The 26,032-nt window shown below is 42.9% G+C and carries 30 protein-coding genes, 1 pseudogene and 2 riboswitches; of the genes and pseudogenes, 28 read left to right on the top strand and 3 right to left on the bottom strand.

Annotated features, from left to right (window positions below; translation table 11 throughout):
- The first annotated feature begins 13 nt into the window (after nt 1-13).
- From thiD to RSX31_RS04810, 26 genes are all read left to right on the top strand, one after another.
- The gene (gene thiD / locus RSX31_RS04935) at nt 14-823 is read left to right on the top strand and encodes a bifunctional hydroxymethylpyrimidine kinase/phosphomethylpyrimidine kinase (RefSeq protein WP_148993946.1); all 810 of its coding nucleotides are present in this window, start codon (nt 14-16) and stop codon (nt 821-823) included.
- Nucleotides 820-1,461, top strand: a complete 642-nt coding sequence (thiE, locus tag RSX31_RS04930; RefSeq protein ID WP_148993945.1) for a thiamine phosphate synthase — start codon at nt 820-822, stop codon at nt 1,459-1,461. Before thiD ends, thiE begins: the two co-directional genes overlap by 4 nt.
- 119 nt (nt 1,462-1,580) lie before the next feature.
- Complete coding sequence (locus tag RSX31_RS04925) at nt 1,581-2,966, top strand: L-cystine transporter (RefSeq protein ID WP_315633642.1); 1,386 nt, start codon at nt 1,581-1,583, stop codon at nt 2,964-2,966.
- Between the two features lie 183 nt (nt 2,967-3,149).
- On the top strand, nt 3,150-3,923 hold the full coding sequence (locus RSX31_RS04920) for an SDR family oxidoreductase (RefSeq protein WP_282137733.1): 774 nt from the start codon (nt 3,150-3,152) through the stop codon (nt 3,921-3,923).
- A 46-nt stretch (nt 3,924-3,969) separates the two neighbouring features.
- Entirely contained in the window at nt 3,970-5,199 is a 1,230-nt protein-coding gene (locus RSX31_RS04915; protein ID WP_315633640.1) for an acyl-CoA dehydrogenase family protein, read from the top strand.
- A gap of 18 nt (nt 5,200-5,217) precedes the next feature.
- Nucleotides 5,218-5,967 carry an SDR family NAD(P)-dependent oxidoreductase gene (locus tag RSX31_RS04910; RefSeq protein ID WP_315634194.1) on the top strand — a complete coding sequence of 250 codons (750 nt, stop codon included), beginning with the start codon at nt 5,218-5,220 and terminating at the stop codon, nt 5,965-5,967.
- 51 nt (nt 5,968-6,018) lie between these two features.
- The gene (locus RSX31_RS04905; protein WP_315633639.1) at nt 6,019-7,617 is read left to right on the top strand and encodes a long-chain-fatty-acid--CoA ligase; all 1,599 of its coding nucleotides are present in this window, start codon (nt 6,019-6,021) and stop codon (nt 7,615-7,617) included.
- A gap of 44 nt (nt 7,618-7,661) precedes the next feature.
- Nucleotides 7,662-8,228 (top strand): TetR/AcrR family transcriptional regulator, encoded by a 567-nt coding sequence (locus RSX31_RS04900; RefSeq protein WP_148968927.1) that lies wholly within the window; start codon nt 7,662-7,664, stop codon nt 8,226-8,228.
- Between the two features lie 78 nt (nt 8,229-8,306).
- Nucleotides 8,307-8,723: an acyl-CoA thioesterase gene (locus tag RSX31_RS04895; protein ID WP_315633637.1), complete on the top strand. Its 417-nt coding sequence runs from the start codon at nt 8,307-8,309 to the stop codon at nt 8,721-8,723.
- 15 nt (nt 8,724-8,738) lie between these two features.
- Complete coding sequence (locus tag RSX31_RS04890; RefSeq protein WP_315633635.1) at nt 8,739-9,815, top strand: phosphotransferase family protein; 1,077 nt, start codon at nt 8,739-8,741, stop codon at nt 9,813-9,815.
- Between the two features lie 23 nt (nt 9,816-9,838).
- Nucleotides 9,839-10,615 carry an enoyl-CoA hydratase/isomerase family protein gene (locus RSX31_RS04885; RefSeq protein WP_148993938.1) on the top strand — a complete coding sequence of 259 codons (777 nt, stop codon included), beginning with the start codon at nt 9,839-9,841 and terminating at the stop codon, nt 10,613-10,615.
- Between the two features lie 11 nt (nt 10,616-10,626).
- Nucleotides 10,627-11,601, top strand: coding sequence for a quinone oxidoreductase family protein (locus tag RSX31_RS04880; protein ID WP_148993937.1), 975 nt, complete (start codon nt 10,627-10,629; stop codon nt 11,599-11,601).
- A gap of 45 nt (nt 11,602-11,646) precedes the next feature.
- Nucleotides 11,647-12,822: an acyl-CoA dehydrogenase family protein gene (locus tag RSX31_RS04875; protein WP_315633633.1), complete on the top strand. Its 1,176-nt coding sequence runs from the start codon at nt 11,647-11,649 to the stop codon at nt 12,820-12,822.
- Between the two features lie 21 nt (nt 12,823-12,843).
- Nucleotides 12,844-13,602, top strand: coding sequence for a 3-oxoacyl-ACP reductase FabG (gene fabG / locus RSX31_RS04870; protein ID WP_315633632.1), 759 nt, complete (start codon nt 12,844-12,846; stop codon nt 13,600-13,602).
- Between the two features lie 21 nt (nt 13,603-13,623).
- Entirely contained in the window at nt 13,624-14,073 is a 450-nt protein-coding gene (locus RSX31_RS04865; protein WP_148993934.1) for a MaoC family dehydratase N-terminal domain-containing protein, read from the top strand.
- Nucleotides 14,070-14,471 carry a MaoC/PaaZ C-terminal domain-containing protein gene (locus RSX31_RS04860; protein WP_315633629.1) on the top strand — a complete coding sequence of 134 codons (402 nt, stop codon included), beginning with the start codon at nt 14,070-14,072 and terminating at the stop codon, nt 14,469-14,471. Before RSX31_RS04865 ends, RSX31_RS04860 begins: the two co-directional genes overlap by 4 nt.
- Before the next feature lie 164 nt (nt 14,472-14,635).
- Nucleotides 14,636-14,741: riboswitch (SAM riboswitch) on the top strand.
- A gap of 128 nt (nt 14,742-14,869) precedes the next feature.
- Complete coding sequence (locus tag RSX31_RS04855) at nt 14,870-14,983, top strand: YezD family protein (protein WP_397541174.1); 114 nt, start codon at nt 14,870-14,872, stop codon at nt 14,981-14,983.
- Nucleotides 14,984-15,082: 99 nt separating this feature from the next.
- Nucleotides 15,083-15,781, top strand: a complete 699-nt coding sequence (locus tag RSX31_RS04850) for a phosphoadenylyl-sulfate reductase (protein ID WP_148993932.1) — start codon at nt 15,083-15,085, stop codon at nt 15,779-15,781.
- A gap of 57 nt (nt 15,782-15,838) precedes the next feature.
- Nucleotides 15,839-16,861, top strand: a complete 1,023-nt coding sequence (locus tag RSX31_RS04845; RefSeq protein WP_148994293.1) for an inorganic phosphate transporter — start codon at nt 15,839-15,841, stop codon at nt 16,859-16,861.
- 41 nt (nt 16,862-16,902) lie between these two features.
- Nucleotides 16,903-18,048 (top strand): sulfate adenylyltransferase, encoded by a 1,146-nt coding sequence (gene sat, locus RSX31_RS04840; protein ID WP_148969315.1) that lies wholly within the window; start codon nt 16,903-16,905, stop codon nt 18,046-18,048.
- A 13-nt stretch (nt 18,049-18,061) separates the two neighbouring features.
- Nucleotides 18,062-18,664 (top strand): adenylyl-sulfate kinase, encoded by a 603-nt coding sequence (gene cysC / locus RSX31_RS04835; protein WP_148993931.1) that lies wholly within the window; start codon nt 18,062-18,064, stop codon nt 18,662-18,664.
- 12 nt (nt 18,665-18,676) lie between these two features.
- Complete coding sequence (locus RSX31_RS04830) at nt 18,677-20,287, top strand: nitrite/sulfite reductase (protein WP_315633625.1); 1,611 nt, start codon at nt 18,677-18,679, stop codon at nt 20,285-20,287.
- A 13-nt stretch (nt 20,288-20,300) separates the two neighbouring features.
- The gene (locus RSX31_RS04825) at nt 20,301-20,525 is read left to right on the top strand and encodes a DUF3906 family protein (protein WP_148968939.1); all 225 of its coding nucleotides are present in this window, start codon (nt 20,301-20,303) and stop codon (nt 20,523-20,525) included.
- A gap of 13 nt (nt 20,526-20,538) precedes the next feature.
- Nucleotides 20,539-21,315: a uroporphyrinogen-III C-methyltransferase gene (gene cobA / locus RSX31_RS04820; RefSeq protein ID WP_148968940.1), complete on the top strand. Its 777-nt coding sequence runs from the start codon at nt 20,539-20,541 to the stop codon at nt 21,313-21,315.
- On the top strand, nt 21,316-22,071 hold the full coding sequence (locus tag RSX31_RS04815; RefSeq protein WP_315633622.1) for a sirohydrochlorin chelatase: 756 nt from the start codon (nt 21,316-21,318) through the stop codon (nt 22,069-22,071). It abuts the gene before it with no gap.
- On the top strand, nt 22,052-22,603 hold the full coding sequence (locus RSX31_RS04810; RefSeq protein ID WP_187443355.1) for an NAD(P)-dependent oxidoreductase: 552 nt from the start codon (nt 22,052-22,054) through the stop codon (nt 22,601-22,603). Before RSX31_RS04815 ends, RSX31_RS04810 begins: the two co-directional genes overlap by 20 nt.
- Here RSX31_RS04810 and RSX31_RS04805 read toward each other — a convergent pair.
- The 3 genes and pseudogenes from RSX31_RS04805 to RSX31_RS04795 all read right to left on the bottom strand — a co-directional run.
- Nucleotides 22,577-22,802, bottom strand: a pseudogene (locus RSX31_RS04805) (tyrosine-type recombinase/integrase); the annotation flags it as partial. The gene RSX31_RS04810 and the pseudogene RSX31_RS04805 overlap by 27 nt on opposite strands.
- 54 nt (nt 22,803-22,856) lie before the next feature.
- Nucleotides 22,857-23,387 carry a hypothetical protein gene (locus RSX31_RS04800; RefSeq protein WP_282137743.1) on the bottom strand — a complete coding sequence of 177 codons (531 nt, stop codon included), beginning with the start codon at nt 23,385-23,387 and terminating at the stop codon, nt 22,857-22,859.
- A gap of 49 nt (nt 23,388-23,436) precedes the next feature.
- Nucleotides 23,437-23,634, bottom strand: coding sequence for a hypothetical protein (locus RSX31_RS04795; protein WP_315633616.1), 198 nt, complete (start codon nt 23,632-23,634; stop codon nt 23,437-23,439).
- Between the two features lie 183 nt (nt 23,635-23,817).
- A riboswitch (purine riboswitch) is annotated at nt 23,818-23,919 on the top strand.
- A 122-nt stretch (nt 23,920-24,041) separates the two neighbouring features.
- On the opposite strand from RSX31_RS04795, the gene RSX31_RS04790 reads away from it, so the two are divergent.
- Nucleotides 24,042-24,629, top strand: a complete 588-nt coding sequence (locus RSX31_RS04790) for a xanthine phosphoribosyltransferase (protein WP_148993925.1) — start codon at nt 24,042-24,044, stop codon at nt 24,627-24,629.
- Nucleotides 24,629-25,933: a nucleobase:cation symporter-2 family protein gene (locus RSX31_RS04785; RefSeq protein ID WP_148993924.1), complete on the top strand. Its 1,305-nt coding sequence runs from the start codon at nt 24,629-24,631 to the stop codon at nt 25,931-25,933. The genes RSX31_RS04790 and RSX31_RS04785 overlap by 1 nt, the downstream gene beginning before the upstream one ends.
- Nucleotides 25,934-26,032: the final 99 nt, after the last annotated feature.

The following is a 26,032-nucleotide window of genomic DNA, read 5'->3' as shown; positions in this document are numbered from 1 at the left end:
GGAGGAGAACAACATGATTCAAAAAGCATTGACGATTGCCGGATCTGACTGTGGCGGTGGGGCTGGGATCCAGGCAGATCTCAAGACGTTTCAGGAGCTGAAAGTCTATGGAATGTCTGCCATCACAGCAGTGACGGCGCAAAATACTAGAGGTGTACAAGGTGTGTATCCATTATCAGCTGAGGCTGTCATTAATCAATTAACCTCGATTGCTGAAGATTTACCTCCCAAAGCCATCAAAACGGGCATGCTGGTGAACGAAGACATTATTTCTCATGTTGCCGACTTTGTTCGATTACACTCCTGGAAGAAGCTCGTTGTGGATCCTGTCATGATAGCAAAAGGGGGAGCAGCTTTATTGGAGAGGGAAGCCGTTAACGCTTTGATCAATGAATTGATCCCCCTTGCGTTTGTGGTCACGCCGAACATTCCTGAAGCGGAGGCCATAACCGGGCATGAAATCCTCACTGAAGCTGACATTAAAAGAGCGGCTAAAATATTATTCCAAATGGGGGCTAAACATGTGGTGATAAAAGGCGGGCATCAATCTCATGCTCAATCTAGTCAAGCGACTGACATCCTCTTTGATGGAAAAAGATTTTATGAGTTTAGCAGTCCGAGAGTCTTCACACCACATACTCACGGAACAGGTTGTACATTCTCTGCTGTGATTACCGCACAATTAGCAAAAGGACTTACGGTCAATGAGTCTGTCCAAACAGCCAAACAATTTATCACTGCCGCAATCAGTGACTCACTGGGAATTGGGAGTGAGCACGGACCAACGAATCATTGGGCGTACCATGCAGGTATGAATGCATGAATCTAAAAGAAAGTCTGCAGTTATATTTTGTGATGGGAAGCCCTAATTGTGAGAAGCATCCGGCACATGTATTAGAGGAAGCCCTTTTAGGCGGAGTTACCATGTTTCAATTTCGTGAAAAAGGTATGGAAGCCTTAGAAGGTGATGCGAAAGTTGAGCTGGCTCATGAGCTGCAGCGTTTATGTCGTAAACACGGTATTCCTTTTATCGTGAATGATGATGTAGAGCTGGCTTTATTATTGAACGCTGATGGAGTACATATCGGTCAGGAGGATGAACCTATCGAAAAAGTCCGTCGGAAAATAGGAAATAGAATACTTGGTGTCTCCTCTCATGACGTGAATGAAGCAAGGTTAGCTATGGAGTCAGGGGCAGACTATCTTGGAGTTGGTCCAATGTTTCCTACCAATACGAAGAATGATTGTAGAGAGGTCAGTGGCCCTAAAATCATTCGATCAATAAGAACAAATGGTATCGATATCCCCCTTGTCGGGATCGGAGGCATTCATTCGAGAAATGCTTCTCAAGTGTTGGCAGCTGGTGCGGACGGTGTAGCAATCATTTCTGCGATTTCAAGACATCCCTTTCGTACGGAAAACTTAGCCCAAGTTGTTCAACAAAAGCTTTTACGATTGTAATCGATCCACAATAAAAAATAAAACCACTATAACAACATATCTCATACTCCCTCATCATACTATACAGTAGACCTCGGTCTAACTTGTATCATCATCAACGATAAGAGGGAGGGGTAAGAATGAATGTCTGGTTTGTTTTGTTAAACATTTTGGTGTTTCTTGTTCTCATTGGTGTATTACTTTATATGCAAAAGAAAAATGTTTCGTTTTCAAAACGGGTGTTTACCGCTCTGGGGCTCGGAATATTATTTGGTCTTGGATTACAGTGGGTATATGAAGCCGGGGATGAAAATGTCACACAATCGATTGAATGGTTTAACATCGTAGGAACCGGCTATATTAAACTACTGCAAATGATTGTCATGCCTTTAGTGTTTGTGTCGATTATATCAGCCTTTACTAAATTAAAACGGTCTCATAATTTAGGGAAGATCTCTGTGCTGATCATTGGATTGCTGGTAGGCACAACAGCCGTTGCTGCAGCTGTCGGGATTGCTACGACCGTGGCTTTTGATTTGGAAGCGATCCAGATTGATCAGGGAGAGGCAGAAGCGGCAAGGGGTGTTCAATTAGAGGAGAGAGCAACATCTTTAGAAGGTCAGAGTTATCCTCAAAAAATTCTCGAGCTTTTACCTGCGAATCCGTTCTTGGACTTTACCGGGCAAAGAGCAACCTCGACGATCGCTGTCGTGATTTTCGCTGCTTTTATCGGTATCGCTTACTTGGGGGCACAGCGCAAAGAGCCAGAGGCTGCTGAATTCTTCAAGAAGATCGTTGATTCCGTCTATGCTGTAGTGATGAGAATTGTGACTTTGGTGTTACGACTCACTCCATTCGGTGTGTTGGCCATCATGGCTAAAACAGTGGCATTAAGTAATTTTGATGCCATCATGAAGCTTGGAGAATTTGTTGGAGCATCCTATGTTGCCTTGATTATCATGTTTGCCATTCACTTAATCATGCTTACTCTTACTGGTTTAAATCCGGTCACTTATATGAAAAAAGTATTTCCTGTATTAGCATTTGCTTTTACGTCGAGATCCAGCGCCGGAACACTTCCGCTTAACATTCAAACACAAAAGAATAAATTGGGGGTTTCAGAAGGGGTTGCCAACTTCTCGGGATCATTCGGATTATCCATCGGTCAGAACGGTTGTGCAGGAGTGTATCCTGCCATGCTTGCAGTGATGATTGCGCCGACAGTCGGAATCAATCCATTAACTCCTTCCTTTATTCTTACGCTCATCGTAGTGGTGGCAATTAGCTCCTTCGGTGTAGCAGGCGTCGGAGGCGGTGCTACATTTGCGGCTATCCTGGTTCTATCCGCCATGGACCTTCCTGTAGCGTTAGCGGGTCTTTTGATTTCTGTTGAACCTTTGATTGACATGGGGCGTACAGCAGTGAACGTGAGTGGTGCGATGACATCCGGGGTGATAACAAGTAAAGTGACAGGGGATTTGGATAGCGAAACGTATAACAACGAAATCATTGAAGCAGAAGCGTAAACAAGTGGGCTGGCTCATTCATTTATGAGTCAGTTTTTCTTTTGTATGAAAATAAATTTAGGTATTTCCAGTGGTTATGATTGAAAATTCAGACTATATTCTTTACTATAGAATTAAACATACCGACCGGTTAGTATCTAAGGTGTGTGAATGAAATGCTGTAAAAGATGAGGAGGCACGAACATGCATGTGAATGAATTATTTGATTTATCAGGTAAAGTTGCCCTTGTGACTGGAGGAGGCAGGGGGCTCGGAAAACAAATCGCGACAGGGTTTGCTGAGGCGGGGGCAAACGTTGTAGTATGCTCGAGAAACGTTGAAGCATGTGAAGACGTGAAGAAGGAACTAGAAGAAATAGGTGTCCAGTCACTGGCATTGAAATGTGATGTCACTAATCCTGAAGATGTACAGCACGTTGTAGATGAAGCTAAGAAGGTGTTCGGCCGCATTGATATTTTAGTGAATAACAGTGGTGCATCCTGGGGGGCACCTGCAGAAGAAATGCCTCTTGATGCCTGGCATAAAGTTATCAATGTGAATGTAAACGGTACTTTTATTATGTCACAGGCAGTGGGAAAATTAATGATCGAGCAACAGGGAGGAAAAATCATTAATATTGCTTCCGTAGCAGGTCTTCAAGGTACAGACCCACGTTATATGGATGCCATTGGCTATAGCACCAGTAAAGCAGCGGTCATCAATTTCACGAAGGATCTAGCAGTGAAATGGGGATCCCGCGGAATTCATGTTAATGCAATTGCACCGGGATTCTTTCCAACAAAAATGTCAAAAGGAATTCTATCTCATGCAGGGGAAGCCATTTTAAACGGAACACCATTAAATCGATTCGGTACCGAAGATGATTTAAAAGGAGCGGCACTTTTCCTGGCGGCTCGCGCATCTGACTTTGTCACTGGTTCAGTTCTCGTCGTGGACGGTGGATCCTCAGCGATGTAACCGAGTGAGAAGTAATACTTGTTGTGGTTAAGAAAGGATGGATGTAATGGATTTCTCCTATTCTCCAAAAGTACAAGAATATCAAAATAGAATATCCCGTTTTATGGAAGAATACGTGTACCCGAATGAATCGCTCTATGAAAATCAGCTCAATCAGCAAGAAACCCGCTGGAGTGGGGTTCCTACAATCATGGAAGAATTAAAAGCTGAAGCGAAGAAACAGGGATTATGGAACCTATTTCTTCCTCAAAGCGAGTATGGGGCCGGGCTCAATAATGTAGAATACGCCCCTCTTTGTGAAATCATGGGGAGATCTCTGATCGGCCCTGAAGTGTTTAATTGCAATGCACCTGATACAGGGAATATGGAAGTGTTGGAACGTTATGGGACTCCCACTCAAAAACAACAGTATCTTATCCCACTTCTAAATGGTGATATCCGTTCTTGTTTCTCTATGACTGAGCCTGATGTCGCGTCTTCCGATGCAACGAATATAAAGGCGAGTATCATCCGGGATGGAGACGAATACATCATTAACGCGAAGAAATGGTGGTCATCAGGCGCCGGTGACCCTCGGTGCAGCTTTTCAATTTTGATGGGAAAAACTGATCCAGAAGCGAGTCGTCATGAACAGCAATCAATGATTATCATCCCACTTAATGCACAAGGTGTGAAAATTGAACGTATGCTTCCTGTGTTCGGTTACGATCATGCCCCTCATGGTCATGGTGAAATCACCTTTACCGATGTAAGAGTTCCTCAAGAAAATATGATCTGGGGTGAAGGAAAAGGTTTCGCTATTGCTCAAGGAAGGTTGGGACCGGGGCGAATTCATCATTGCATGAGATTGATCGGTGCAGCAGAGCGGGCACTTGAAGAATTATGTAAGCGTGTTCAGGATCGTGATGCATTTGGAATGGCATTGGCAAGTCAAGGGGTCGTAAGAGAATGGATTGCGAATTCAAGAATTGAAATAGAACAAGCCCGTCTTCTTACGATGAAAGCAGCCTACATGATGGATACAGTCGGCAATAAAGCAGCAAAACAGGAAATCGCCATGATTAAAGTGGTGGCTCCTTCTATGGCTTTACGTGTGATTGACCGGGCCATTCAAGCGTTCGGGGCAGCAGGAGTATCGGATGACTACACGTTGGCAGCTCAATGGGCAAGTGCCCGTACTCTGCGACTTGCTGATGGACCTGATGAAGTACACCGTGCTCAATTGGCAAAATTGGAATTGAGAAAACACGAAAAAGCTTCTCCTGTAGAGAGCTAGGAAGAGAGTTGGATGATGATGAGATTACAAGGGAAAGTTTCCGTTATTACAGGAGGGGGCGGAGGAATTGGGCGCGCTACAGCACTAAGGTTCTCAAAAGAAGGTGCTGCTGTGGTCGTAGCAGATCTGGATGATGCAAGTGGTGAAGAAACGGTCAGACTCATTCACGAAAAAAGAGGAAGTGCACTTTTTGTCAAGACGAATGTGCGGGAAAGTGAAAGCATTCAATCCCTCGTACATACAACGGTGGAACATTTCGGAGGTTTCGATATCCTTATTAATAATGCAGGAATCGGCCAGTCGGAAGTCAGGAGTATTGATTTGGACGAAAACGAATGGGATGCCGTATTGGATACAAACCTAAAGAGCATTTTTCTGGGAATGAAGTATGCTGTACCTGAATTGATGAAAAAAGATGGTGTAATTGTGAATGTATCGAGCCTTCTCGGTTTAAAGGGCCGCAAATACGTGTCAGCCTACAATTCGGCTAAAGGTGGTGTCATACTACTGACACAAAATGCTGCCCTGGAATATGGAAAGGATAATATTCGAGTGAATGCAGTAGCGCCTGGGGTTATTGATACAAACATCATCAATGGTTGGAAGAAAGATGAGAGGAAATGGTCGGTTATCTCTCAATCAAATGCTCTTAGAAGGATTGGAAATCCAGAAGAAGTCGCATCAGCGATTCTGTTTTTAGCTTCTGAAGAGGCGTCCTTTATAACCGGTGCCACACTATCTGTTGATGGTGGAGGATTAATCTTTTAAGGTACATGCAGAATTAGTATATGAGTAATCTGAAATGGAAGGAATGATTTTATGACAACTAAATCTTGGCTCAGTCATTACCCTGAAGCGTATGAGACTGAAATTCCTGCGGTTGATTTTTCAATACCAGAAATGCTTCGACATACCGTTTCTTCATTCCCGGATCATCCATGTATTAGCTTTTATCAAAAACGGATAACGTATGGTGAACTTCAAGGTGCCGTCTCCATGCTTGCTTCATCCTTTCAACATATTGGATTGAAGAAAGGAGACAGGGTAGCGATCATGCTCCCGAACTGTCCGCAATATGTGATCTCTTATTATGGAATCCTTACATTCGGGGGAATTGTCACACAGGTGAATCCGATGTCAGTTGAAAGGGAATTAATCCATCTGCTAAATGACTCGGGAGCTGAGACAATCGTTGTATTGGACCGTTTTTATCATATGGTCAAATCCATACAACAGGAAACAGAGATCAAGACGATTATCATAGTCAGCCTCCAGGGGGAAAACAGTGCTTCGGACTACACCTATGATGAATTTTTAATGGTGGGGGATGGTGAAGTATCCCAGGTGTCGATCAAACCTGAAGAAGACGTGGCAGTCCTTCAATATACGGGAGGGACTACCGGTGTATCCAAGGGAGTCATGCTCACTCATAAAAACATTCTTTCAAATGTCATTCAAAGTCAACTTTTCTTTAAAGACAGCATCGAAACTGGGAAAGAAAGAAGCCTGAGTGTGATTCCGTTCTTTCATGTATTTGGGATGAATTCCTGTATGAACTTTGCGGTCTATTCAGCAAATGAAATGATCTTGCTTCCAAGATTTGAATTGACAGAAGTGTTAATAACGATTAAGAATGAACAGCCCACCCTGTTTCCAGGTGTGCCGACTATGTACGTTGCGATCACCAATCATCCCTACGCAGAAGAGTACGGCATTGATTCAATAAAGATTTGTAATAGTGGAAGCGCCCCAATGCCAGTTGAGTTATTGAATCAATTCGAAAAGAAAACAGGAGCAAAAATATTAGAGGGATACGGATTATCAGAGGCTTCACCGACGACTCATTGCAACCCCGCTTTTGCACAAAGAAAGCCGGGAACCGTCGGAATTGGATTCCCATCCACAAACTATAAGGTAGTCGATTTAGCAACTGGCACTAAGGAGGTCCCTTTAGGCGATGTGGGTGAACTCATTATTAAAGGCCCTCAAGTCATGAAAGGCTACTGGAATTTACCTGAAGAGACTGCTCACGCCCTTCGAGATGATTGGCTTTACACGGGAGACATCGCCCGAATGGATGAAGAAGGTTATATATCGATTGTGGACAGAAAGAAAGATCTGATTATTGCATCAGGATACAATGTGTATCCCCGGGAAGTTGAAGAAATCATTTACGAGCATCCAAGCGTACAGGAAGCTGTCGTAATAGGTGTGCCGGACTCTTATAGAGGCGAAACGGTTAAGGCAGTGATCGTCTTAAAGACAGGAGAACAGGCAACTGAAAAAGAATTGGTTCATTTCTGTGAGGAGAACATGTCATCATTCAAAGTTCCAAAAATCATTGAGTTTCGTGATGAGCTTCCAAAGACGAGTGTTGGGAAAATATTACGAAGAGCTCTGCGTGAAAGCGTGAGGTAATATGATATAATTCAGGTGATATTTGCAGAATGAGAGGATTTCAGATGAAAGAAAAACTTACAGAACATGCTGTACGCTTATTTGATGAAAAAGGGTTTACTGTAACTTCCATCCAGGACATCGTAGAGTCCATTGGTGTAACGAAAGGGACATTTTATTATTATTTTTCCAGTAAGGAAGAGCTGTTAAAGGAAATTCACATGCGCTATATTGATGGCTTATTATCTAAACAGGAAAGAGTTCTTGGCGATGAGCGGAAGAGCTACATGGAAAAACTTTATGATATTGTCCATCTTTCCATTCTGGACATTAAAGAGCAAGGGGCCAGTGCGAAAGTGTTTTTTAGAGAAATGAGACACTTGAGCAAGGAAAGTCTGGATGCCATAGAGCCTAAGCGGGATATGTATCGCTATAATATTGAAACTCTCCTGAAAGAAGGTAGGAAGAACGGAGACTTTCATGAGGACTTTGACGTTTCGATTGTAGCTTTTGGAATTCTCGGAATGATGAATTGGAGCTATCAATGGTATAAGCCTGATGGTGCGAAATCCGATCAGGAAATTGCCCGGACTTTTGTCGATATGGTATTAAAAGGGATTGAGACAGAGTAAAGGGGAAATCATCTACAGGATTTCCTTTTGAATCAACATACCCACTGGTTAGTATTTATTTAAGGAGATGGCGGACTAATGGAAACCATTACGGTAACGAGTAGATTTTGCGAAACCGATGCATTAGGTCATATCAACAATACAACTTATTTTGTTTATTTAGAAGAAGCAAGAATTAAATTCTTTCAATCACTCGGATTTGATATGGATGTGAAAGACTGGCGTTTTATTCTGGCTTCTACCAAATGCGACTTTGTATCACAAGGGTATTTTAATCAAGAGCTGAAAATCACCACCTATCTATCAAAAATTGGATCAAAGAGCTTTCAGTTAGAGCATGATATCTTATGTGCGAACACCCATCAATTGATCGCAAAGGGAAATGCGGTTATCGTTTATTTTGATTTCCTTGAGCAGCAAAGTATAATGATCCCTGAGTTGTTAAAGGCGCAGTTAAACACTCATCTGCACTCGAAAAAAACTGAATATTCTTAATGTTGGAGGGGTAAGATGTCTGAAAAAACAGGGTATGAAACGGTATCGGTGCGAGAAGGAGAAGAGCTGAATGCCACCAATCTAAAAAGCTTTTTGAATGAGCATTTCCCTCACCTCCTTCATGAAGAGCTCTCAATTAAACAATTTTCTGCGGGACACTCAAATCTTACGTATCTACTTAAAATGGGTGAATGGGAAGGTGTACTGAGACGCCCTCCATTAGGACCGGTCGCACCGAAGGCCCACGATATGAAAAGAGAGTATAGGATCCTTTCAGAAATTCAGCCATTTTTCGGGGTTACACCGGAGCCGTATGTATTCTCTGATGATGAAAGGATCGTAGGCAGTCCATTTTTTATCATGGAGAGAAAAAAGGGTGAAGTATTTGATACTTCATTTCCCCCGCATCTCCATGTGACACCAGATGTGTGCAGGAAAATATCGGAGGAAATGGTTTCTAAACTGGTTGAACTTCATTCCATTGATCACCGAAAAACAACTCTTCATGAAATCAGCAAGCCCGAACATTTTATGGAAAGACAAGTATACGGGTGGATCAAACGTTACGAGCGTGCCAAAACAAGTGAGATCCGCGAAGTCGATCAGCTGACAAACTGGTTGATAAAGAATGTTCCAGGTAATGCTGAATCGACCATCATTCATTATGATTTTAAATTAAACAATGCCATGTTTTCTTCTGACCTGAAATCAATGGTGGGGTTATTTGACTGGGAGATGGCGACCGTTGGCGATCCTCTTGCAGATTTAGGTGTCGCTATGGGGTATTGGATACAGAATGATGATCCAGAGTTATTAAAATTCGGTCTTGGGAATCCTCCAGTAACGATCATGGACGGTTTTTACAGCAGAAGGCAATTTATCGAAGAATATGCCAGGAAAAGCAGCAGAGACGTGAACAATATCCATTTTTATTTATCTTTTGCATATTTTAAGCTCGCCGTCATTGTGCAACAAATCTATTACCGCTTTAAGATGGGGCAAACGAGAGATTCACGATTTTATCAATTTGATCGGTTTGCGAAATCGTTGATCACCCTGGGGAATCAAGCTGCATTAGGTCGCCAGGAATAAAGACAAGGAGATGAACAAAAACGATGAAATCCTCTTTATTACTAGAAACCACTGACCGGGTACTGACATTGACATTAAACAGACCGGATAGCTTGAATTCCTTTGATGAGAACATGCTTACGGGAATCGTTGAAGCACTAAAGCAGGCTGATCATAATCAGGAAATCAGAGCCATTGTGATTCGCGGTGCCGGGAGGGCATTTTCTGCAGGCGGCGACGTGAAAACGATGGGGAGCGCGACATCAACAGAAGTCTATGAACATATCGGGATATTAAATACATGCATTAAAGCGATAAAAGAAATAGAAAAACCGGTCATCGCCTCGGTACACGGTTTTGCAGCTGGTGCCGGATTTAATCTTGCCCTGGCCTGCGATTTGATTATCGCTTCAGAAGATAGTCAATTTGCTTTAAGCTTCTCTAAAGTAGGTCTTATTTCCGATGGAGGAGGGTCGTATTTTCTTCCACGCATCATCGGTCCTCATTTAGCGAAAGAATTCTTCTTTTCAGGAGAACCTGTGACTGCAGGAAGACTATTTGACTTAGGTGTGCTAAACCGTATTGTCCCATCTGAAAACCTTGATGAGGAAACAACTGATTGGGCTGTAGAGTTAGCCTCGGGGCCAAGTAAAGCATATGGAATGATGAAGAAAATGATTGATCGTTCATTCACCTTATCATTGGATGAGATACTCGAACAAGAACGTATCACACAAACATTGTTGATTTCAACTGAAGATCATGCTGAGGGAGTTTCAGCATTTAAAGATAAAAGAAGGCCAACTTTTACGGGGAAATAGGAGGAATCAGGATGAAAGCCATTCAGTTCAGAGAGTTTGGAAGCCCTAATGTATTAGAAAATGTGGATATAGATGTTCCTGCACCACGAGGGAGAGAAGTCCTCATTGAAGTTCAAGCATCAGCAGTCAATTATGCTGATACAGCAAGACGGGAAGGGCAATATGTGGTAAAAACTCAACTACCATATATCCCGGGTTCTGAAGTGGCGGGAATCGTCACGGAAGTGGGAGAAGATGTGACGAGAGTAAGAAAGGGAGACCGTGTTGTAGCCATGATGGATTCCGGAGGTTATGCAGAATTTGCCCTTACAGATGAGCGTTCGGTGATCCCGCTCCCATATGGATTGGATTTCAAAGAAGCGGCCGCCATACCTGTTCAAGGATTAAGTGCCTATCATATATTAAAAACCTTGGGTAGGTTGCAGCAGGGAGAAACCGTCCTCATTCATGCAGCGGCTGGTGGCGTTGGGTTGCTTGCCGTCCAACTGGCAAAACGTTTTGGAGCAGGTAAGATCATCGCTACGGCAAGTACAGAAGAAAAATTACGTCTTGCTGGGGACATGGGGGCAGACGTATTAGTCAATTACACTTTAGATGGCTGGGAAGCAGATGTCTTAGAAGCAACAAATGGAAAGGGTGTAAATCTGGCATTGGAGATGGCTGGCGGTGATATTTTCTATAAAACGTTAAAATGTCTCGATTATTTCGGAAGAATGGTCATATACGGAGTAGCAAGCGGGGAGCAGAGCAGATTTTATCCTTCTTCTTTGATGGCAAAGAATCAGTCTGTTATTGGGTTCTTCCTGCCTCCTCTTATGAGAGATGCTGAACTAACGCAGAAAACCCTTCATGAAATCTTTCATTATGTCGCGTCCGGGGAATTGAAAGTAACAGTTGGTCATGTATTTCCTTTAAAGGATGCAGCTAAGGTCCATACACTCATGCAAGCAAGAAAAACGGTAGGAAAGGTAATCCTGCAGCCATAATACTAGCTGGTTAGTATACGATCCATCTTATAGGGGGGAATCTGGATGAACTTAAGGTTAACAAATGAACAAAGGATGATCCAAAAAACGATTCGTAAATTTGTTGAGAGAGAACTAATACCATTAGAAAATGAAGTGCTAAGAAATGAACGGGAAGGAAAACCAAGTCTTTCCCCGGAGAAAAGAAATGAGCTGCAGTTAAAAGCAAAGGAAGCGGGGTTCTGGGGGATCAATACACCAGAAGAGTACGGCGGAGCGGATCTCGGGCAAATGATGATGGCCATTGTTTATATGGAAATCTCCAAAACTTTTGTGCCTTTCAGTTTCGGTGGTTATGCAGATAACATCCTATACTATGCTAACGAAGAACAGAAAAAAACCTATTTGCTTCCCACGATAAACGGAGAGAAAAAGTCCTGCTTCGCCATGACGGAACCGGGAGCCGGGTCCGATACCCAAAACATCCGGATGACCGCAGTGAAGGATGGAAATGAGTGGGTGTTAAATGGTGAAAAAACTTTTATTACGGGCGGAAATGAAGCAGACTTTGTCATGGTCATGGCGGTGACTGATAAGGAAAAGCATCGTAGAACGGGTCGGAACGGAGTAACCTGTTTTATTGCTGATCGAAGCATGGGTTGGACATCTGAATACATTCATACCATGGGGGAATGGGGACCTGCCAGTCTGTTTTTTGATGATGTGCGTGTGCCTGAAGAAAATATTCTGGGTGAAATCGATGGTGGCTACAATCTTGGCCTGGAATGGATCGGGTTCGCACGCTGGATTGTGGGTGCACAAGCGGTAGGTGCAGCAGAACGTCTACTGCAAATGGCGATTGATTATTCCAAGGAAAGAGAGACATTTGGAAAGCCAATAGCGGATCGACAGGCGATTCAATGGCAGATCGCTGATTCTGCCGTGGAAATCGAAGCTGCCAGATGGCTTGTGCTAAATGCTGCATTCACACTGGATCAAGGAGAAGATAATCGCCATGTTGCATCGATTGCCAAGCTGTACGGATCCAACATGGGCAATCGGGTAGTGGATCGGGTCCTTCAAATTCACGGAGGGATGGGCTACACAAGAGAGCTTCCCATCGAACGCTGGTACCGTGAAGCAAGATTGTGGCGGATTTATGATGGTACTGATGAAATTCAAAAACTGATCATCTCACGGAATCTATTAAAAGGGCATGTGAAAGTGGGCCAATTTGTTTAAAGGGATAGGGAGGTAATGTGAATGGGTGAAAGATTCAGAGGGAAAGTAGCTTTAGTAACAGGCGGGAGCAGGGGGATCGGTAAAGAGATTGCCAAGCTTTTTGCTCTAGAAGGGGCAAGAGTTGCCATCCTTGACGTGAATGAAAAAGCACTTTTGGAAGTCAGTGAGGAATTGAGCGAATATGAACTATATACAAAGGTTGCGAATGTAGTAGAATCCCAGGAGGTAGAAGAGGCCATAAACGAAGTATTTGAAACTTTCGGCTCCGTTGATATTGTCGTCAATAATGCAGGAGTCATCAGAGATAACCTGCTGTTTAAAATGACTGATACAGATTGGCAAACGGTCATGGATGTGCATTTGAAAGGATCATTTAACGTAGCGAAAGCAGCGCAAGGATATATGGTGAAGAACGGGTATGGCCGAATTATCAATATCTCTTCTACCTCTGCACTCGGTAACCGGGGACAGGCAAATTACGCTACGGCTAAAGCAGGTCTTCAAGGTTTAACGAAAACTCTAGCAATAGAGCTTGGTCCTCTGGGTATTACGACCAATGCTGTCGCCCCAGGATTTATCGAAACGGAAATGACTAGAGAAACGGCAAAACGGATCGGAATAACCTTTGAACAACTGGTGGAAGCGAGTCTTCAAGGCATTCCGGTAGGAAGAAGCGGACAACCGGAAGATATAGCGAATGCAGTGGCGTTTTTTGCAGATGAAAGATCGTCATTCGTTAATGGACAAATCCTCTACGTAGCTGGAGGGCCTAAAGCCTAATGGGAGAAAGAGGTGAAGGATATGTTTCAATCTTATATCGGTAAACGCTCAACTTCCATAGAAAATTGTGTGGAAAAAGGAGCGGTTCATAAGTTTGCCGAAGCCATCGGTGATCCACATCCCATATATGTGGATGAAGAAGCAGGAAAAAGGTCCAGATACAGGGGGAATATTGCTCCCCCTACTTTTCCACGAGTGTTCGACTATGGAACGATTGAAAGTTTTCATTTACCTAACGTCGGATTAATTCATGGGGAACAATCTTTTCATTATGAAAGACCACTAAAGGTCGGGGAATGTATTCAGTGTTATACAGAGATAAAAGATTACTATGAGCGGAAAGGGTCGGGTGGAACACTTGGCTTTCTTGTAATAGAAGATATCGGAGAAGACTCAGGAGGGAGTAGGATTTTCACCTCCGAAGCGATCGTCATTATCACTGAAGCGGTCAGAGAGAGGTTGGGAAAATGACTAAACTATCATCCTTTAATATAGGTGAAACGCTTCCCATTGTTGAATTAGCTCCAGTCTCGAGAATCGACTTAATCAAATACGCAGGCGCATCTGGGGATTATAATCCCATTCATACGATTGATGATGAGGCACATAAATTGGGTCTTCCAGGTGTCATTGCCCATGGCATGTGGTCAATGGGTAATGTCTCCAAGCTTTTTAGTGATCATTATAAAGAAGGATTTATCAAAGAGTATACCGTCCGCTTTAAAGGGATGGTTTTTTTGGACGATGTCATTACATTGATTGCAGAAGTATCAGAAAAACAGGATGATCATTTGCATTTTAAAGTTTTTGCCGTCAATCAGGACCAGAAGAAAGTGATTGACGGTAAATTGATATTTCAATTATTTTGATCATTCTTGTAAAAATAGTGTCCTATAGCTTTCATAAAGCGAATAGAAATAAAGAGAATGAAGGATTTCCAAGAAAAATAAGTCAAAATACTTAAATCCGATAGAAAAACTCGGGTTGACTTCCCGGCAGAATGTGATATTATTTAGAATATTAAAATTAATAACTCTTATCCAGAGTGGTGGAGGGATCTGGCCCCGCGAAGCCCAGCAACCTACGTTATGTAAGGTGCTAATTCCAGCAAAATGTGAAGTCATTTTGGAAGATAAGGTATTCTTACCTGAACAACTTTCCAAAATGGAAGGTTGTTTTTTTCATTCATGATTTTTCTGGATAAGATGAAAATTGGGGGAATCATGTGACTAAAGAAAATAATCAAGAAGCACAGTATGATGTAGTAGTGGATAAGATCACTTCGATGTTGAAGACGATGAGTTTCGGGTCAATTACCATTGTGGTTCAGGACGGTAAAGTCATTCAATTGGAGAAAAACGAGAAAGTGCGAATTAAATAAGCTGACTAGACAAACTAGAGGCGCATAACACAGATAAAGGAAATCCCTATATCTTGTTATCGCCTCTTTTTGTTTGGATGAGCGGGAAAGGGGTGTATCATGTTAACCTATCAAACTTGGAAAAAACCATCAGTCCAATTTGAAATTGATCCGGTCTATAAAGGAGCGGTAAACGTACTTGAGTGGACGTATGATCATTATGGTGAAAGAGTCGTATATGCATGCAGTTTTGGAATAGAAGGGATCGTATTAATCGACCTCCTAACCAAAGTACAGCCTGAAGCAACCATAGTATTTCTTGATACAGGTGTTCATTTCAAAGAAACCTACGAAACGATTGAAAAGGTGAAGGAAAAGTATCCGGGTATTACCATTCATATGAAAAAGCCTGAATTGACGATCCAAGAGCAAGCAGAAACATATGGTGATAAGTTGTGGGAGCGAAATCCGAACCAATGCTGTCAAATTCGAAAGCTCGACCCTTTAAAAGAAACCTTATCCAAAGGAAATGCCTGGATTTCAGGATTAAGAAGGGAGCAATCACCGACAAGAAGTCAGGTTGAATTCATCAATAAAGATGATAAGTTTCAATCGGTTAAGATTTGCCCTTTGATTCACTGGACCTGGAAAGAGATTTGGAGGTATGTCCATAAACATAACCTATCCTATAATCCACTTCATGATCAGGGGTATCCAAGTATCGGATGCTTTCATTGCACAACGAAAGCCATAGACATCAATGATCTCCGCTCCGGAAGATGGAAAGGAAAAGGGAAAACCGAATGCGGTCTTCATTAAAAGAGGTGACATTCTTTGTTTGAAGTATTCGCCCTGATCATAAGTTTGTTTTTCGCTATGAACATTGGTGCCAGTGGAGCGGCAGCATCGATGGGTGTTGCGTATGGTGCAGGAGCCATAAAGAACATCAGGGTTGCATTATGGATCTGCTCAGCCGGTGTCCTGAGCGGGGCGGTATTAGGTGGAGGAGAAGTAGTTAAAACCATAAGTTCAGGGATTATCCCTCAACATGTACTCTCCATCAAAATCGTGGTCATCATATTGTTATCCGCCACCATCTCCTTGTTTCTGGCAAATGTGATCGGGATCCCGCTGTCTACAAGTGAAGTAACGGTCGGAGCGGTTGTAGGAGTCGGAGTCGCATATCAAGTTCTTTATGTGAAGTCACTCTTAACGATCATGTCATTCTGGGTGATTGTCCCGGTCATTGCCTTCGGAGTTACGTGGGTATTCGGTATAGGTTTAGTAAAGCTTGAAAAGCGCGGTTTCCATTTTGAGAAAAAGTGGCTTGCATACCTTTTGATCATCGCTGGGTTCTTTGAAGCCTTTTCGGCAGGGATGAATAATGTAGCCAACGCCGTCGGTCCATTAGTGGGTGCGGGCTTAATGTCTCCCTCGCGGGGGATTTGGCTGGGAGGTTTATTCGTTGCCCTCGGAGCTGTCTTACTGGGGAAAAAAGTAGTGGAAACAAACGGGAAAAAAATTACACAATATTCAAAAGCCGAAGGAATTGTCATTTCCTCTACAGGAGCGATCCTTGTGATGGTGAGCTCACTGTATGGATTACCGATCCCGCTGACTCAGGTTACTTCGTCCTCTATCATTGGCCTCGGGATGGCGAAGAACGGCAAACATATGCTGCAAAAGAAAATTGTCAAAAAAATCGTCAAAATATGGGTGGTATCCCCTTTGATTTCACTCAGTATTTCATATTTTTTAGTAAAGCTCGTGATCGATAGCGATATGTATTCGATCGTGGTTCCAATAAGCGTCATTATCGCAACTGTGGGAGCATTATCCCTTATGCGGGTGATCAATGAAGAAAGGCGATCCGTTCACGAAGACGGAGGCGGAATTTAATCTTAATTCCGATTAAAACTATATGTTAAGGAGGATAAATGATGAGTTTACAGCCCCACGGAGGAACACTTGTTCAATCATATTTACCAGAAGAATCTTATGAGGATATTCTCCATGAAATCCCTTTAGACGAAACCGCGTTAAGTGATTTGGAACTCATTGGAATAGGTGCTTACAGCCCTATAAATGGATTCTTGACCGAAGTAGATTATCACCAGGTGGTGGAAACATTACGATTGCGAAACGGCAATGTATGGAGTATCCCGATTACCCTGCCCATAGCAAAAGAAAAAGCAGGAGTCGTAAAGAAAGGCTTAAAGAGCCGTCTTGTTTATAAGGGAGAAACCTATGGACTCATTGAAGTAGAGGATATTTATGAACCGGATAAACAGAAAGAAGCTCTTCTCGTATACGGAACGACCGACGCGGATCATCCAGGTGTCAAGAAATTATTCCAACGGGGAGATGTGTACGTAGGTGGGAAAATCAGTCTTATTAAACGTCTTTCCAAACCTTTCACCGAGTATACATTTGACCCAAGTGAAACCAGAAAGTTGTTTAAGGAAAAGGGATGGAAAACGATTGTCGGATTTCAAACGAGAAATCCTGTTCACAGGGCCCATGAGTATATTCAGAAAACGGCATTGGAGACCGTGGATGCACTCTTCTTAAATCCCTTGGTTGGCGAAACAAAGGCAGATGATATCTCAGCGGGCATCAGAATGGAGAGTTATGAAGTTCTGTTACAGAACTATTACCCTAAAGATCGTGTGTTTTTAGGAGTCTTCCCTGCTGCCATGAGGTACGCGGGTCCAAGGGAAGCCATCTTCCATGCACTGGTACGAAAAAATTATGGATGCACGCATTTTATCGTCGGGAGAGATCATGCAGGTGTTGGCGATTATTATGGTACCTATGATGCGCAGAAAATATTTGATCAGTTCAGTGAAAGTGAGATAGGGATTACCCCTCTCCGCTTCGAGCATAGTTTTTACTGTGAGAGGTGCGAAGGGATGGCGACTACGAAAACATGTCCTCATGATAAGAACGATCACGTTATTTTGTCAGGGACAAAAGTAAGAGGGATGCTCCGCAACGGGGAAGTTCCCCCTTCAACGTTCAGTCGCCCTGAAGTGATCGAAGTGTTAATTAGAGGTCTAAAACAAGAAGCTGGACAAACGACTTAAGGAGGGTACGGGGTTGAATGAGAAAACAGAAAACATCGTATGGCATGAAACCGCAGTAACGAAACAGGAGAGACGAAATAAAAATGGACATCAAAGCTTTATTTTATGGTTCACGGGTTTATCCGCTTCAGGGAAATCGAGTGTCGCCAATGCATTGTCTCACTCCCTTTTCCAACTAGGGAAACAAGTCTATGTTCTGGACGGTGATAATGTCCGTCATGGATTAAATCATGATTTGGGATTCAAGGAAGAAGATCGTAAGGAGAATATCCGGAGAATCGGTGAGGTGTCCAAACTTTTCATCGATAGCGGACAAATTGTGCTGACGGCCTTTATTTCACCTTACAGGGAAGACCGTGCTCTCGTACGAAATTTAGTGGAGACTGATGAATTTATCGAAGTATATGTGCATTGTTCGTTAGAAGAATGTGAAAAACGTGATCCAAAAGGATTGTACAAAAAAGCCCGTAAAGAGGAAATCACTCATTTCACAGGAATCAGTGCTCCTTATGAGGAACCTGAAAAACCGGAAGTGGTACTGGATACAGAAAAACATTCAATTGAAGAATGCGTGGAGTACTTACTAACTGTATTGAATCAAAAACAGCTTATATAGGGGGAGAAAAGCATGGCATATTCAAAATCATGGGAGTCAAATGAAAAATTGAATAAAACGGAACAATGGAAATTGGAAAAAGACGGGTTGTCTATCTTTGAAGATATCCCATACTATGCGGAAAACGGATTCTCTTCGATTCCGAAAGAAGAGTGGGATAAGTTTAAATGGGCAGGTTTGTATTTACAAAGACCAAAGGAAGACGGCTATTTCATGATGAGAGTGAACGTCCCGTCGGGCATCCTGACCTATGAACAGGCACTGCAACTTGCTGCCATTTGTAAAGAGTATGGAAGAGACGTTTATGACATCACCACCCGCCAGGCGATCCAATTTCACTGGTTGAAGATTGAACAGATTCCCGACATCTTTAATCGTCTGGAGAAGGTCGGATTGTCTTCTGCCGGTGCATGTGGTGATATCACACGTAATATCGTCGGGAATCCCCTGGCAGGAATCGACCCTGATGAACTTTTCGATACAAGGAGCATTGTGAAAGACGTATATGATTTCTTCCAGCACAACGAAGATTTTTCAAATTTACCTCGAAAATATAAAGTAGCAATCTCCGCAAATATCAAGAATGCGTCGAATGCTGAAATCAATTGTGTTTCCTTTGTTCCGGCAAAAAAGCTGATAGACGGTAAAGAAGAAGTCGGCTTCCATCTGAAGGTTGGTGGAGGATTGGCCGCAAGACCATTCCTCGCCCAGGAGTTGGATGTATTTATCCTTCCTCACCAAGTGAAGGAAGTTGCGATAGCCGTCACCACGATTTTTCGCGACTTCGGTTATCGGGAAAAAAGACATATGGCCCGGTTGAAATTCTTAATGGCAGATTGGGGTCCAGAGAAATTCAAGGAAACGCTATTACAGTATGTTGAGCTTTTACCTGCGGGAGTGGATGCCGTGGAAGGTTGGAATGCGGGATATTTCTACGGAGTACATCCACAGAAACAGGAGGGACTCAATTATGTGGGGCTGAATGTACCGGTTGGGCGCTTAAATTCTGATGAAGTATATGAGCTTGCGAAGATTTCCAAGAAATACGGTAATGGAGAACTGAGAAACTGTAACTCTCAAAATCTCATCATTCCAAATATACCAGATGAACACGTTGATGCTTTGCTTTCTGAGAAAATCTTTGATCGCATTTCAACAAGTCCCCTATCCTTCATCGGATATTCCGTATCATGCACAGGAATCGAATATTGTAATTTAGCTTTAGTGGAAACGAAGGAACGGATGAGACAAATCGCCAATCAATTGGATCAGGAACTTTCATTGGATGTCCCTGTCAGAATCCACATGGTCGGATGCCCGAATTCATGCGGTCAACGACAAATCGCAGATATCGGGCTTCAAGGAATTAAAATGAGAACGAAAGATAAGAAGATGATCGAAGCATTTGAAATATACGTAGGAGGAACTCTTCAGGACGGTGGAAAACTGAATGAAAAATTAAAAGGGAAAGTGGAGGCCGGCAAACTGACAGGGGTGGTCAAGCAATTGCTCCTTCATTTTAAACAAACAAAAGAACCGGGAGAAGCCTTTTTTGACTATATCAACCGGGTTGGTACCGCTCCCCTTCAAGAATCGTTAGACCAATTACTTCAGGAAGCTTAAGGAGGCACAGGGGATGAATTTGTATCGATTTGAAGTCACTACTCGCGTTTTTGTCACGATTGTCGTAGTCGCGGCTGAATCAGATGAGTTGGCCTTTGATCTAGTAGAAATAGAACTTGAGAAGTATTTTTTGAAAAAACCTGATGTGGTAGACATCTCTCTTTACGAGAAACGTAGAATCCGGGGAAATGGTGCAGGGTTTGTTCTGCATGAACAGGAAACAATCATCAAATCTTAAGGAGGAATAATGGATGGGGAAAGTTTACCTGGTGGGAGCGGGTCCTGGAGATCCTGAATTAATCACATTAAAAGCATTGAAATCAATACAAAAAGCAGACGTCATATTATATGACCGTCTGGTGAATAAAGAGCTTCTCACCTATGCGAAAAAAGGAGCCGATTTGATATACTGCGGGAAACTGCCAAACTATCATACGATGAAACAAGAAACAATCAATCATTTTCTCGTGCGTTATGCTGCCAGCGGAAAGGTAGTGGTGAGATTAAAAGGAGGGGACCCCTTCGTATTTGGAAGGGGAGGAGAAGAAGCAGAAGCACTTGCCAAGAAAGGAATTCCCTTTGAAATCGTCCCCGGTATCACTTCAGGTATAGCAGCGGCTGCCTATGCAGGGATTCCCGTTACACACCGGGAATCCAGTTCAAGTGTCGCCTTTGTCACAGGGCATAAACAAAATAATCAACAAGAAGATGAAAAATGGGAGAGTCTGGCCAAAGGAATCGATACCCTGGCAATATATATGGGGGTGGGGAATCTCCCTTACATTAAAGAAAAGCTCATTCAATATGGGAAGTGCAAGGATACTCCTGTGGCACTTGTCCACTGGGGAACAACAGAAGTGCAAAGAACCGTGACAGGGACTCTGGAAACGATAAACGATATAGTGAAAGAAGAAAAGATCGAGAATCCAAGCATGATCATCGTAGGGGAAGTGGTCCGTTTCCGGGAGAAGATTCGATGGTTTGAAGAAACCTTTGAAAAGAAATCGATCATGAGCGAGGCACTTTAAATGAAACACGCAATCTTATACGTGTGCCATGGAAGTCGTATTAGAAAAGCCCGTGAAGAAGCCATAGATTTTATTAAAAGGTGCCGGAATCAAGTGGAAGCGGAAATCCAGGAAATAAGCTTTCTTGAACTTGCATCACCTTCCATTGAAGAAGGGTTTAAAGCATGCGTGGAAAAAGGGGCTTCACACGTTTCCGTCGTTCCCCTTCTCCTTCTGACTGCGGTTCATGCAAAAAAAGACATTCCAGATGAAATTCAAAACTGTCAAGAAGCCTACCCCTGGATTACGGTAACGTATGGTAAGCCCATTGGGGTTCACGATAAAATGGCTGAAAGTGTTATAAAGAAAATACGCGATGCTGCTTCAATTGACTCTTCGACCGTCGCCGTATTGATAGGGAGAGGAAGTTCAGACCCCGATGTTTCAAAGGATTTAGGAGCCCTTGCTGAACTTGTGCAAGCCAAGACTAAGTTAGCAGATGTAAGGACCTGTTACTTAACAGCAGCCTCACCAAGCTTTTCGGACACATTGGAATCTGTAAAAAATACAAATGGAAACGTCATTTTCATTCCTTACTTGCTGTTTACCGGTTTACTCATGAAAGGGATTGAGAGGGAGATCAGCCAAACGGAAAATACGCATATCATTCTGGGTGATTATTTAGGGTATGACCCCCTTGTGGAAGAAGCATTCCTGGACCGTGTGAATGAAACCCTCAGCGTTAAAGGAGAATCCTATGCTGCCAGTCATGATTGATGTAAACGGAAAACAAGTTACGATTGTAGGCGGAGGGAAAGTGGCCTATCGGAAGCTCTTTGTATTTCTAGAGCAAGGAGCGATGATAAAAGTCATCAGTCCTGAAGCTGTTGATGGAATTCAAGCATTACATGAAGAAAAAAGGATTCTATGGATCAAAAGAGAAGTGGAACGAGATGATTTACGAGATGCTTTTATCGTCATCGCTGCCACGAATGAACGATGGGTGAATGAACAGGTGAAAATACACTCTGAGGAAAACCAACTTTTATGCGTGGTGGATGACGGTGATTGCGGAAATATGCAGATGGTCTCCTATAGGCAGAAAGGGAATTTAACGATTGCCGTTTCAACCGGCGGAGCAAGTCCATTCTTAGCTAAAAAGCTTACCGATCAAATCTTCCAACCATTTGATGATTCCTATATAGAAAAGCTTGGTTTCATTGCCTCAAAGAGAAAAGAAATCAAGGCATCAGACTTATCTGATGGGGAGAAAAAGAAGCTATTAAAGGAACTTTCTGAACGGGTGTAAAGTGGATGAATACTTTAAGAAGGCGTCAATTTTGTCTGCAGCTTCACCTTGCATTGACGGGAATACATGCGAGTATATGTTCATCGTCGTATCTATTTTCGCATGTCCAAAGCGTTCCTGTATAACCTTTCGGATTAATTCCGTTGGCTAATAAGAGAGACGCATGGGTATGTCGTAAATCATGAAATCTTATCTTCGGCTTTGGAACAGCAATAAAAACAACCCGTCACAATTTGAGTGGCGGGCTTTTTCGTCATTGCATCATCTCGCTCAGGTCGTTTGTCAAATCTACAAGTTTTTCGTTACCGACAGTCATGTCTCCAGTCAACTCGGTCAGCCGGTTCGCATCCAGGTTCTCTACTGCCCCCGGAGTATCCGTTGCTACTATCTCGAAGTGACTAAGCGCATCCAATAGGCGGTCGTGCAATTCCTTTCGATCAGCCGGAATGTCCAGCGATTTAAACTCTTGAATGTCGGTGTATAGCTTATCACAAATGTACTGTAGGTCTTGCTGATATTCTGCAGATACCATAAGCAACGGATCGGATGAACCTTCGATTAAGGTCTGACTAAAATCAGACATCGTGGTCGACAGTCCGCTGAGCATGTTCGCAACTGCCTTGTCGTAATCTGCGGTGTTGTCCTTTGGCGCTTTTGGCTCAGTTTTCTCCGCCTTCTCCTCAACCTTCGGCGGCGCTGCTTCGCTTTCCTCTTCGCTTGTCTCTACGTTCATGCACCCCGTCATTAATAGTAACACCAACCCAACCGCCATTAATTTTTTCATATTCCGTTCCCCTCTCGTTGTGTTTGTAGGACTTGCGACATACTTCGCATCACCTTCTCCAATTTATTCCATACCGCTCGTCAAGTATGACAGCTTTCGATGCAAAACGTTCGTTTTCGTCGGCGGCACTGGAAGATTCTTGCGTAGCTTCAGCCTGTGTTTTCACCGATGACCTTCTGATTGTCGCTTTAACGTGATTAATAAAGTCCGGAATATCTCCTGATTGACCCACTTCGGTTGAGCTCACGTCCTCATACGGAAACACTACTGGGTCATATCCAAATGTGCGCTTACCATTGAAAAGGATTCACTGGTTAGTGACATGCATTGTCGTGAATTCATCAAACACGAACGAAAAAGGAAAAAAGTATCCTAATCGTTAAGAAATACGTCTTTACAAAATCGAAAAGAACCGATATAATCCGTATTATAAACCGAAAAGAAGCACACTCATATAATAGCGGGGATATGGCTCGCGAGTTTCTACCGGATTACCGTAAATGATTCGACTATGAGTGAGCAATGGATTGTCCGTCAATTCGGACGCTCTTTGCCTAACCCAAAGGTCATTGTCTCACTCTATCAAGAGAACAATAGCCTTTGGGTTTTTTTGTAGACTTCCAGGTTTTATTACAGTAAAGGAGCGTTTTGAATATGAATTTATTAAAAAATAAAATTGAAGATGAAGGTGTCGTCCTTTCAGGTACTGTATTAAAGGTAGATTCATTCCTGAATCATCAAGTGGACCCTGAATTGATGATGGAAATCGGGAAAGAATTTGCACGTCGTTTCAAAGATCTGGGAATTACGAAGGTGTTGACCATTGAGTCGTCCGGAATTGCTCCTGGCGGGATGGCTGCTCTTCAATTGAATGTTCCACTTGTATTTGCACGTAAGCGTAAATCGTTAACCCTTTCAGAAGGGGTTATTACATCGAAGGTTTACTCCTACACGAAGCAGGAAGAAAACACAATCTCTGTTTCCAGTAAATACATAGGAGAAAATGATCGTGTCCTATTGGTTGACGATTTCTTGGCAAATGGACAAGCGGCCCTGGGATTAATCGATTTAGTTAAGCAAGCAGGCGCAAATGTTGCCGGAATCGGGATTGTTATTGAAAAGTCCTTCCAAGACGGAGGCAAGCTCGTTCGTGAAACAGGATACAGAGTTGAATCATTAGCGGAAATCCAATCCCTTGAAAATGGGAAAGTGACATTCAAGCAAGAGGGGGCGCGGGTATAATGAAAAATCAACCTATTAAACTGGCGTCACTCGGGATTCAGCACGTACTCGCTATGTATGCGGGAGCGGTCATCGTTCCGCTGATTGTAGGAGGAGCATTAGGATTAACGGGAGAACAGCTCACTTATCTGGTCTCCATAGATATCTTCATGTGCGGGATCGCAACCTTATTGCAAGTATGGAAGAATCGTTTCTTCGGGATAGGACTTCCGGTCGTACTCGGATGTACGTTTACGGCAGTAGGGCCAATGATCGCGATTGGTGGCCAGTATGGTATTTCAGCGATCTATGGTTCCATTCTGGTTTCAGGTTTATTCGTCGTTCTAATCAGTAAGTACTTTGGGAAACTGGTTCGTTTCTTCCCTCCTGTAGTCACTGGCTCTGTAGTAACAATCATAGGGATTACCTTGATTCCAGTAGCCATGAACAATATGGCAGGGGGACAAGGGAGTGCTGATTTCGGTTCATTGGAAAATTTGTCTCTTGCTTTTGGTACGTTATTTTTTATTTTAATCCTCTATAAATTCTTTACCGGTTTTGTTCGCTCTGTCTCCATTTTACTGGGATTGATGGCAGGAACAATCGTTGCATTTGTTTTAGGCAAAGTAGATTTTAGTGCGGTTGGGGATGCATCCTGGTTTCATATGGCAAAACCTTTCTACTTTGGAATGCCGACATTTGAGATAACAGCCATTCTAACCATGATCCTTGTAGCGATGGTGAGTTTAGTGGAATCAACAGGTGTTTATTTTGCTCTCGCTGATATCAGCGATAAAGAGGTTTCAGAAGAGGATTTATCAAGGGGCTACCGTGCTGAAGGGCTGGCAATCGTACTTGGTGGATTATTCAATGCATTCCCTTATACCGCTTATTCACAAAACGTAGGCTTGATCCAGCTTTCGGGTGTGAAGAGAAACAGTGTAATTTATGCAACAGGAGCATTTCTCGTGATCCTTGGATTGGTACCAAAGATTGGTGCTTTAACGACAGTGATTCCTGCTTCAGTATTGGGAGGGGCGATGGTGGCCATGTTCGGGATGGTCGTAGCTTATGGGATTAAAATGCTTAGCCATGTGAATTTCGCATCTCAAGAAAATCTATTGATTATCGCCTGTTCAGTTGGAATGGGATTAGGAGTAACCGCTGTTCCTGAATTATTTGCTCAGATGCCATCCAGCATCCGAATCTTGACGGATAACGGGATTGTTGCAGGAAGTATAACAGCCATTGGACTGAATATGTTTTTTAACGTGTTTTCTAAACGTAAGCTCAATGTTGTGTTGAATGAGCAGAAAGCGTCGTAATTATTGTTGTAGAAAGAACGTCACCATTTCTCAAGTAGAAGGTGACGTTTTTCTTTATGGATATATTTCTGAATTATCAGATATTAAAGGAGGGTATAC

Source organism: Rossellomorea yichunensis (genome assembly GCF_032337515.1).
Classification (GTDB): Bacteria; Bacillota; Bacilli; order Bacillales; family Bacillaceae_B; genus Rossellomorea; species Rossellomorea yichunensis.
This window is presented reverse-complemented; position numbering and strand designations above follow the sequence as displayed.

Bases quoted from the DNA above. Each gene is read 5' to 3' on its own strand.
- thiD (WP_148993946.1), top strand. From the start codon at position 14: ATGATTCAAAAAGCATTGACGATTGCCGGATCTGACTGTGGCGGTGGG.
- thiE (WP_148993945.1), top strand. From the start codon at position 820: ATGAATCTAAAAGAAAGTCTGCAGTTATATTTTGTGATGGGAAGCCCT.
- RSX31_RS04925 (WP_315633642.1), top strand. From the start codon at position 1,581: ATGAATGTCTGGTTTGTTTTGTTAAACATTTTGGTGTTTCTTGTTCTC.
- RSX31_RS04920 (WP_282137733.1), top strand. From the start codon at position 3,150: ATGCATGTGAATGAATTATTTGATTTATCAGGTAAAGTTGCCCTTGTG.
- RSX31_RS04915 (WP_315633640.1), top strand. From the start codon at position 3,970: ATGGATTTCTCCTATTCTCCAAAAGTACAAGAATATCAAAATAGAATA.
- RSX31_RS04910 (WP_315634194.1), top strand. From the start codon at position 5,218: ATGAGATTACAAGGGAAAGTTTCCGTTATTACAGGAGGGGGCGGAGGA.
- RSX31_RS04905 (WP_315633639.1), top strand. From the start codon at position 6,019: ATGACAACTAAATCTTGGCTCAGTCATTACCCTGAAGCGTATGAGACT.
- RSX31_RS04900 (WP_148968927.1), top strand. From the start codon at position 7,662: ATGAAAGAAAAACTTACAGAACATGCTGTACGCTTATTTGATGAAAAA.
- RSX31_RS04895 (WP_315633637.1), top strand. From the start codon at position 8,307: ATGGAAACCATTACGGTAACGAGTAGATTTTGCGAAACCGATGCATTA.
- RSX31_RS04890 (WP_315633635.1), top strand. From the start codon at position 8,739: ATGTCTGAAAAAACAGGGTATGAAACGGTATCGGTGCGAGAAGGAGAA.
- RSX31_RS04885 (WP_148993938.1), top strand. From the start codon at position 9,839: ATGAAATCCTCTTTATTACTAGAAACCACTGACCGGGTACTGACATTG.
- RSX31_RS04880 (WP_148993937.1), top strand. From the start codon at position 10,627: ATGAAAGCCATTCAGTTCAGAGAGTTTGGAAGCCCTAATGTATTAGAA.
- RSX31_RS04875 (WP_315633633.1), top strand. From the start codon at position 11,647: ATGAACTTAAGGTTAACAAATGAACAAAGGATGATCCAAAAAACGATT.
- fabG (WP_315633632.1), top strand. From the start codon at position 12,844: ATGGGTGAAAGATTCAGAGGGAAAGTAGCTTTAGTAACAGGCGGGAGC.
- RSX31_RS04865 (WP_148993934.1), top strand. From the start codon at position 13,624: ATGTTTCAATCTTATATCGGTAAACGCTCAACTTCCATAGAAAATTGT.
- RSX31_RS04860 (WP_315633629.1), top strand. From the start codon at position 14,070: ATGACTAAACTATCATCCTTTAATATAGGTGAAACGCTTCCCATTGTT.
- RSX31_RS04850 (WP_148993932.1), top strand. From the start codon at position 15,083: ATGTTAACCTATCAAACTTGGAAAAAACCATCAGTCCAATTTGAAATT.
- RSX31_RS04845 (WP_148994293.1), top strand. From the start codon at position 15,839: ATGAACATTGGTGCCAGTGGAGCGGCAGCATCGATGGGTGTTGCGTAT.
- sat (WP_148969315.1), top strand. From the start codon at position 16,903: ATGAGTTTACAGCCCCACGGAGGAACACTTGTTCAATCATATTTACCA.
- RSX31_RS04830 (WP_315633625.1), top strand. From the start codon at position 18,677: ATGGCATATTCAAAATCATGGGAGTCAAATGAAAAATTGAATAAAACG.
- RSX31_RS04825 (WP_148968939.1), top strand. From the start codon at position 20,301: ATGAATTTGTATCGATTTGAAGTCACTACTCGCGTTTTTGTCACGATT.
- cobA (WP_148968940.1), top strand. From the start codon at position 20,539: ATGGGGAAAGTTTACCTGGTGGGAGCGGGTCCTGGAGATCCTGAATTA.
- RSX31_RS04815 (WP_315633622.1), top strand. From the start codon at position 21,316: ATGAAACACGCAATCTTATACGTGTGCCATGGAAGTCGTATTAGAAAA.
- RSX31_RS04810 (WP_187443355.1), top strand. From the start codon at position 22,052: ATGCTGCCAGTCATGATTGATGTAAACGGAAAACAAGTTACGATTGTA.
- RSX31_RS04800 (WP_282137743.1), bottom strand. From the start codon at position 23,387: ATGAAAAAATTAATGGCGGTTGGGTTGGTGTTACTATTAATGACGGGG.
- RSX31_RS04790 (WP_148993925.1), top strand. From the start codon at position 24,042: ATGAATTTATTAAAAAATAAAATTGAAGATGAAGGTGTCGTCCTTTCA.
- RSX31_RS04785 (WP_148993924.1), top strand. From the start codon at position 24,629: ATGAAAAATCAACCTATTAAACTGGCGTCACTCGGGATTCAGCACGTA.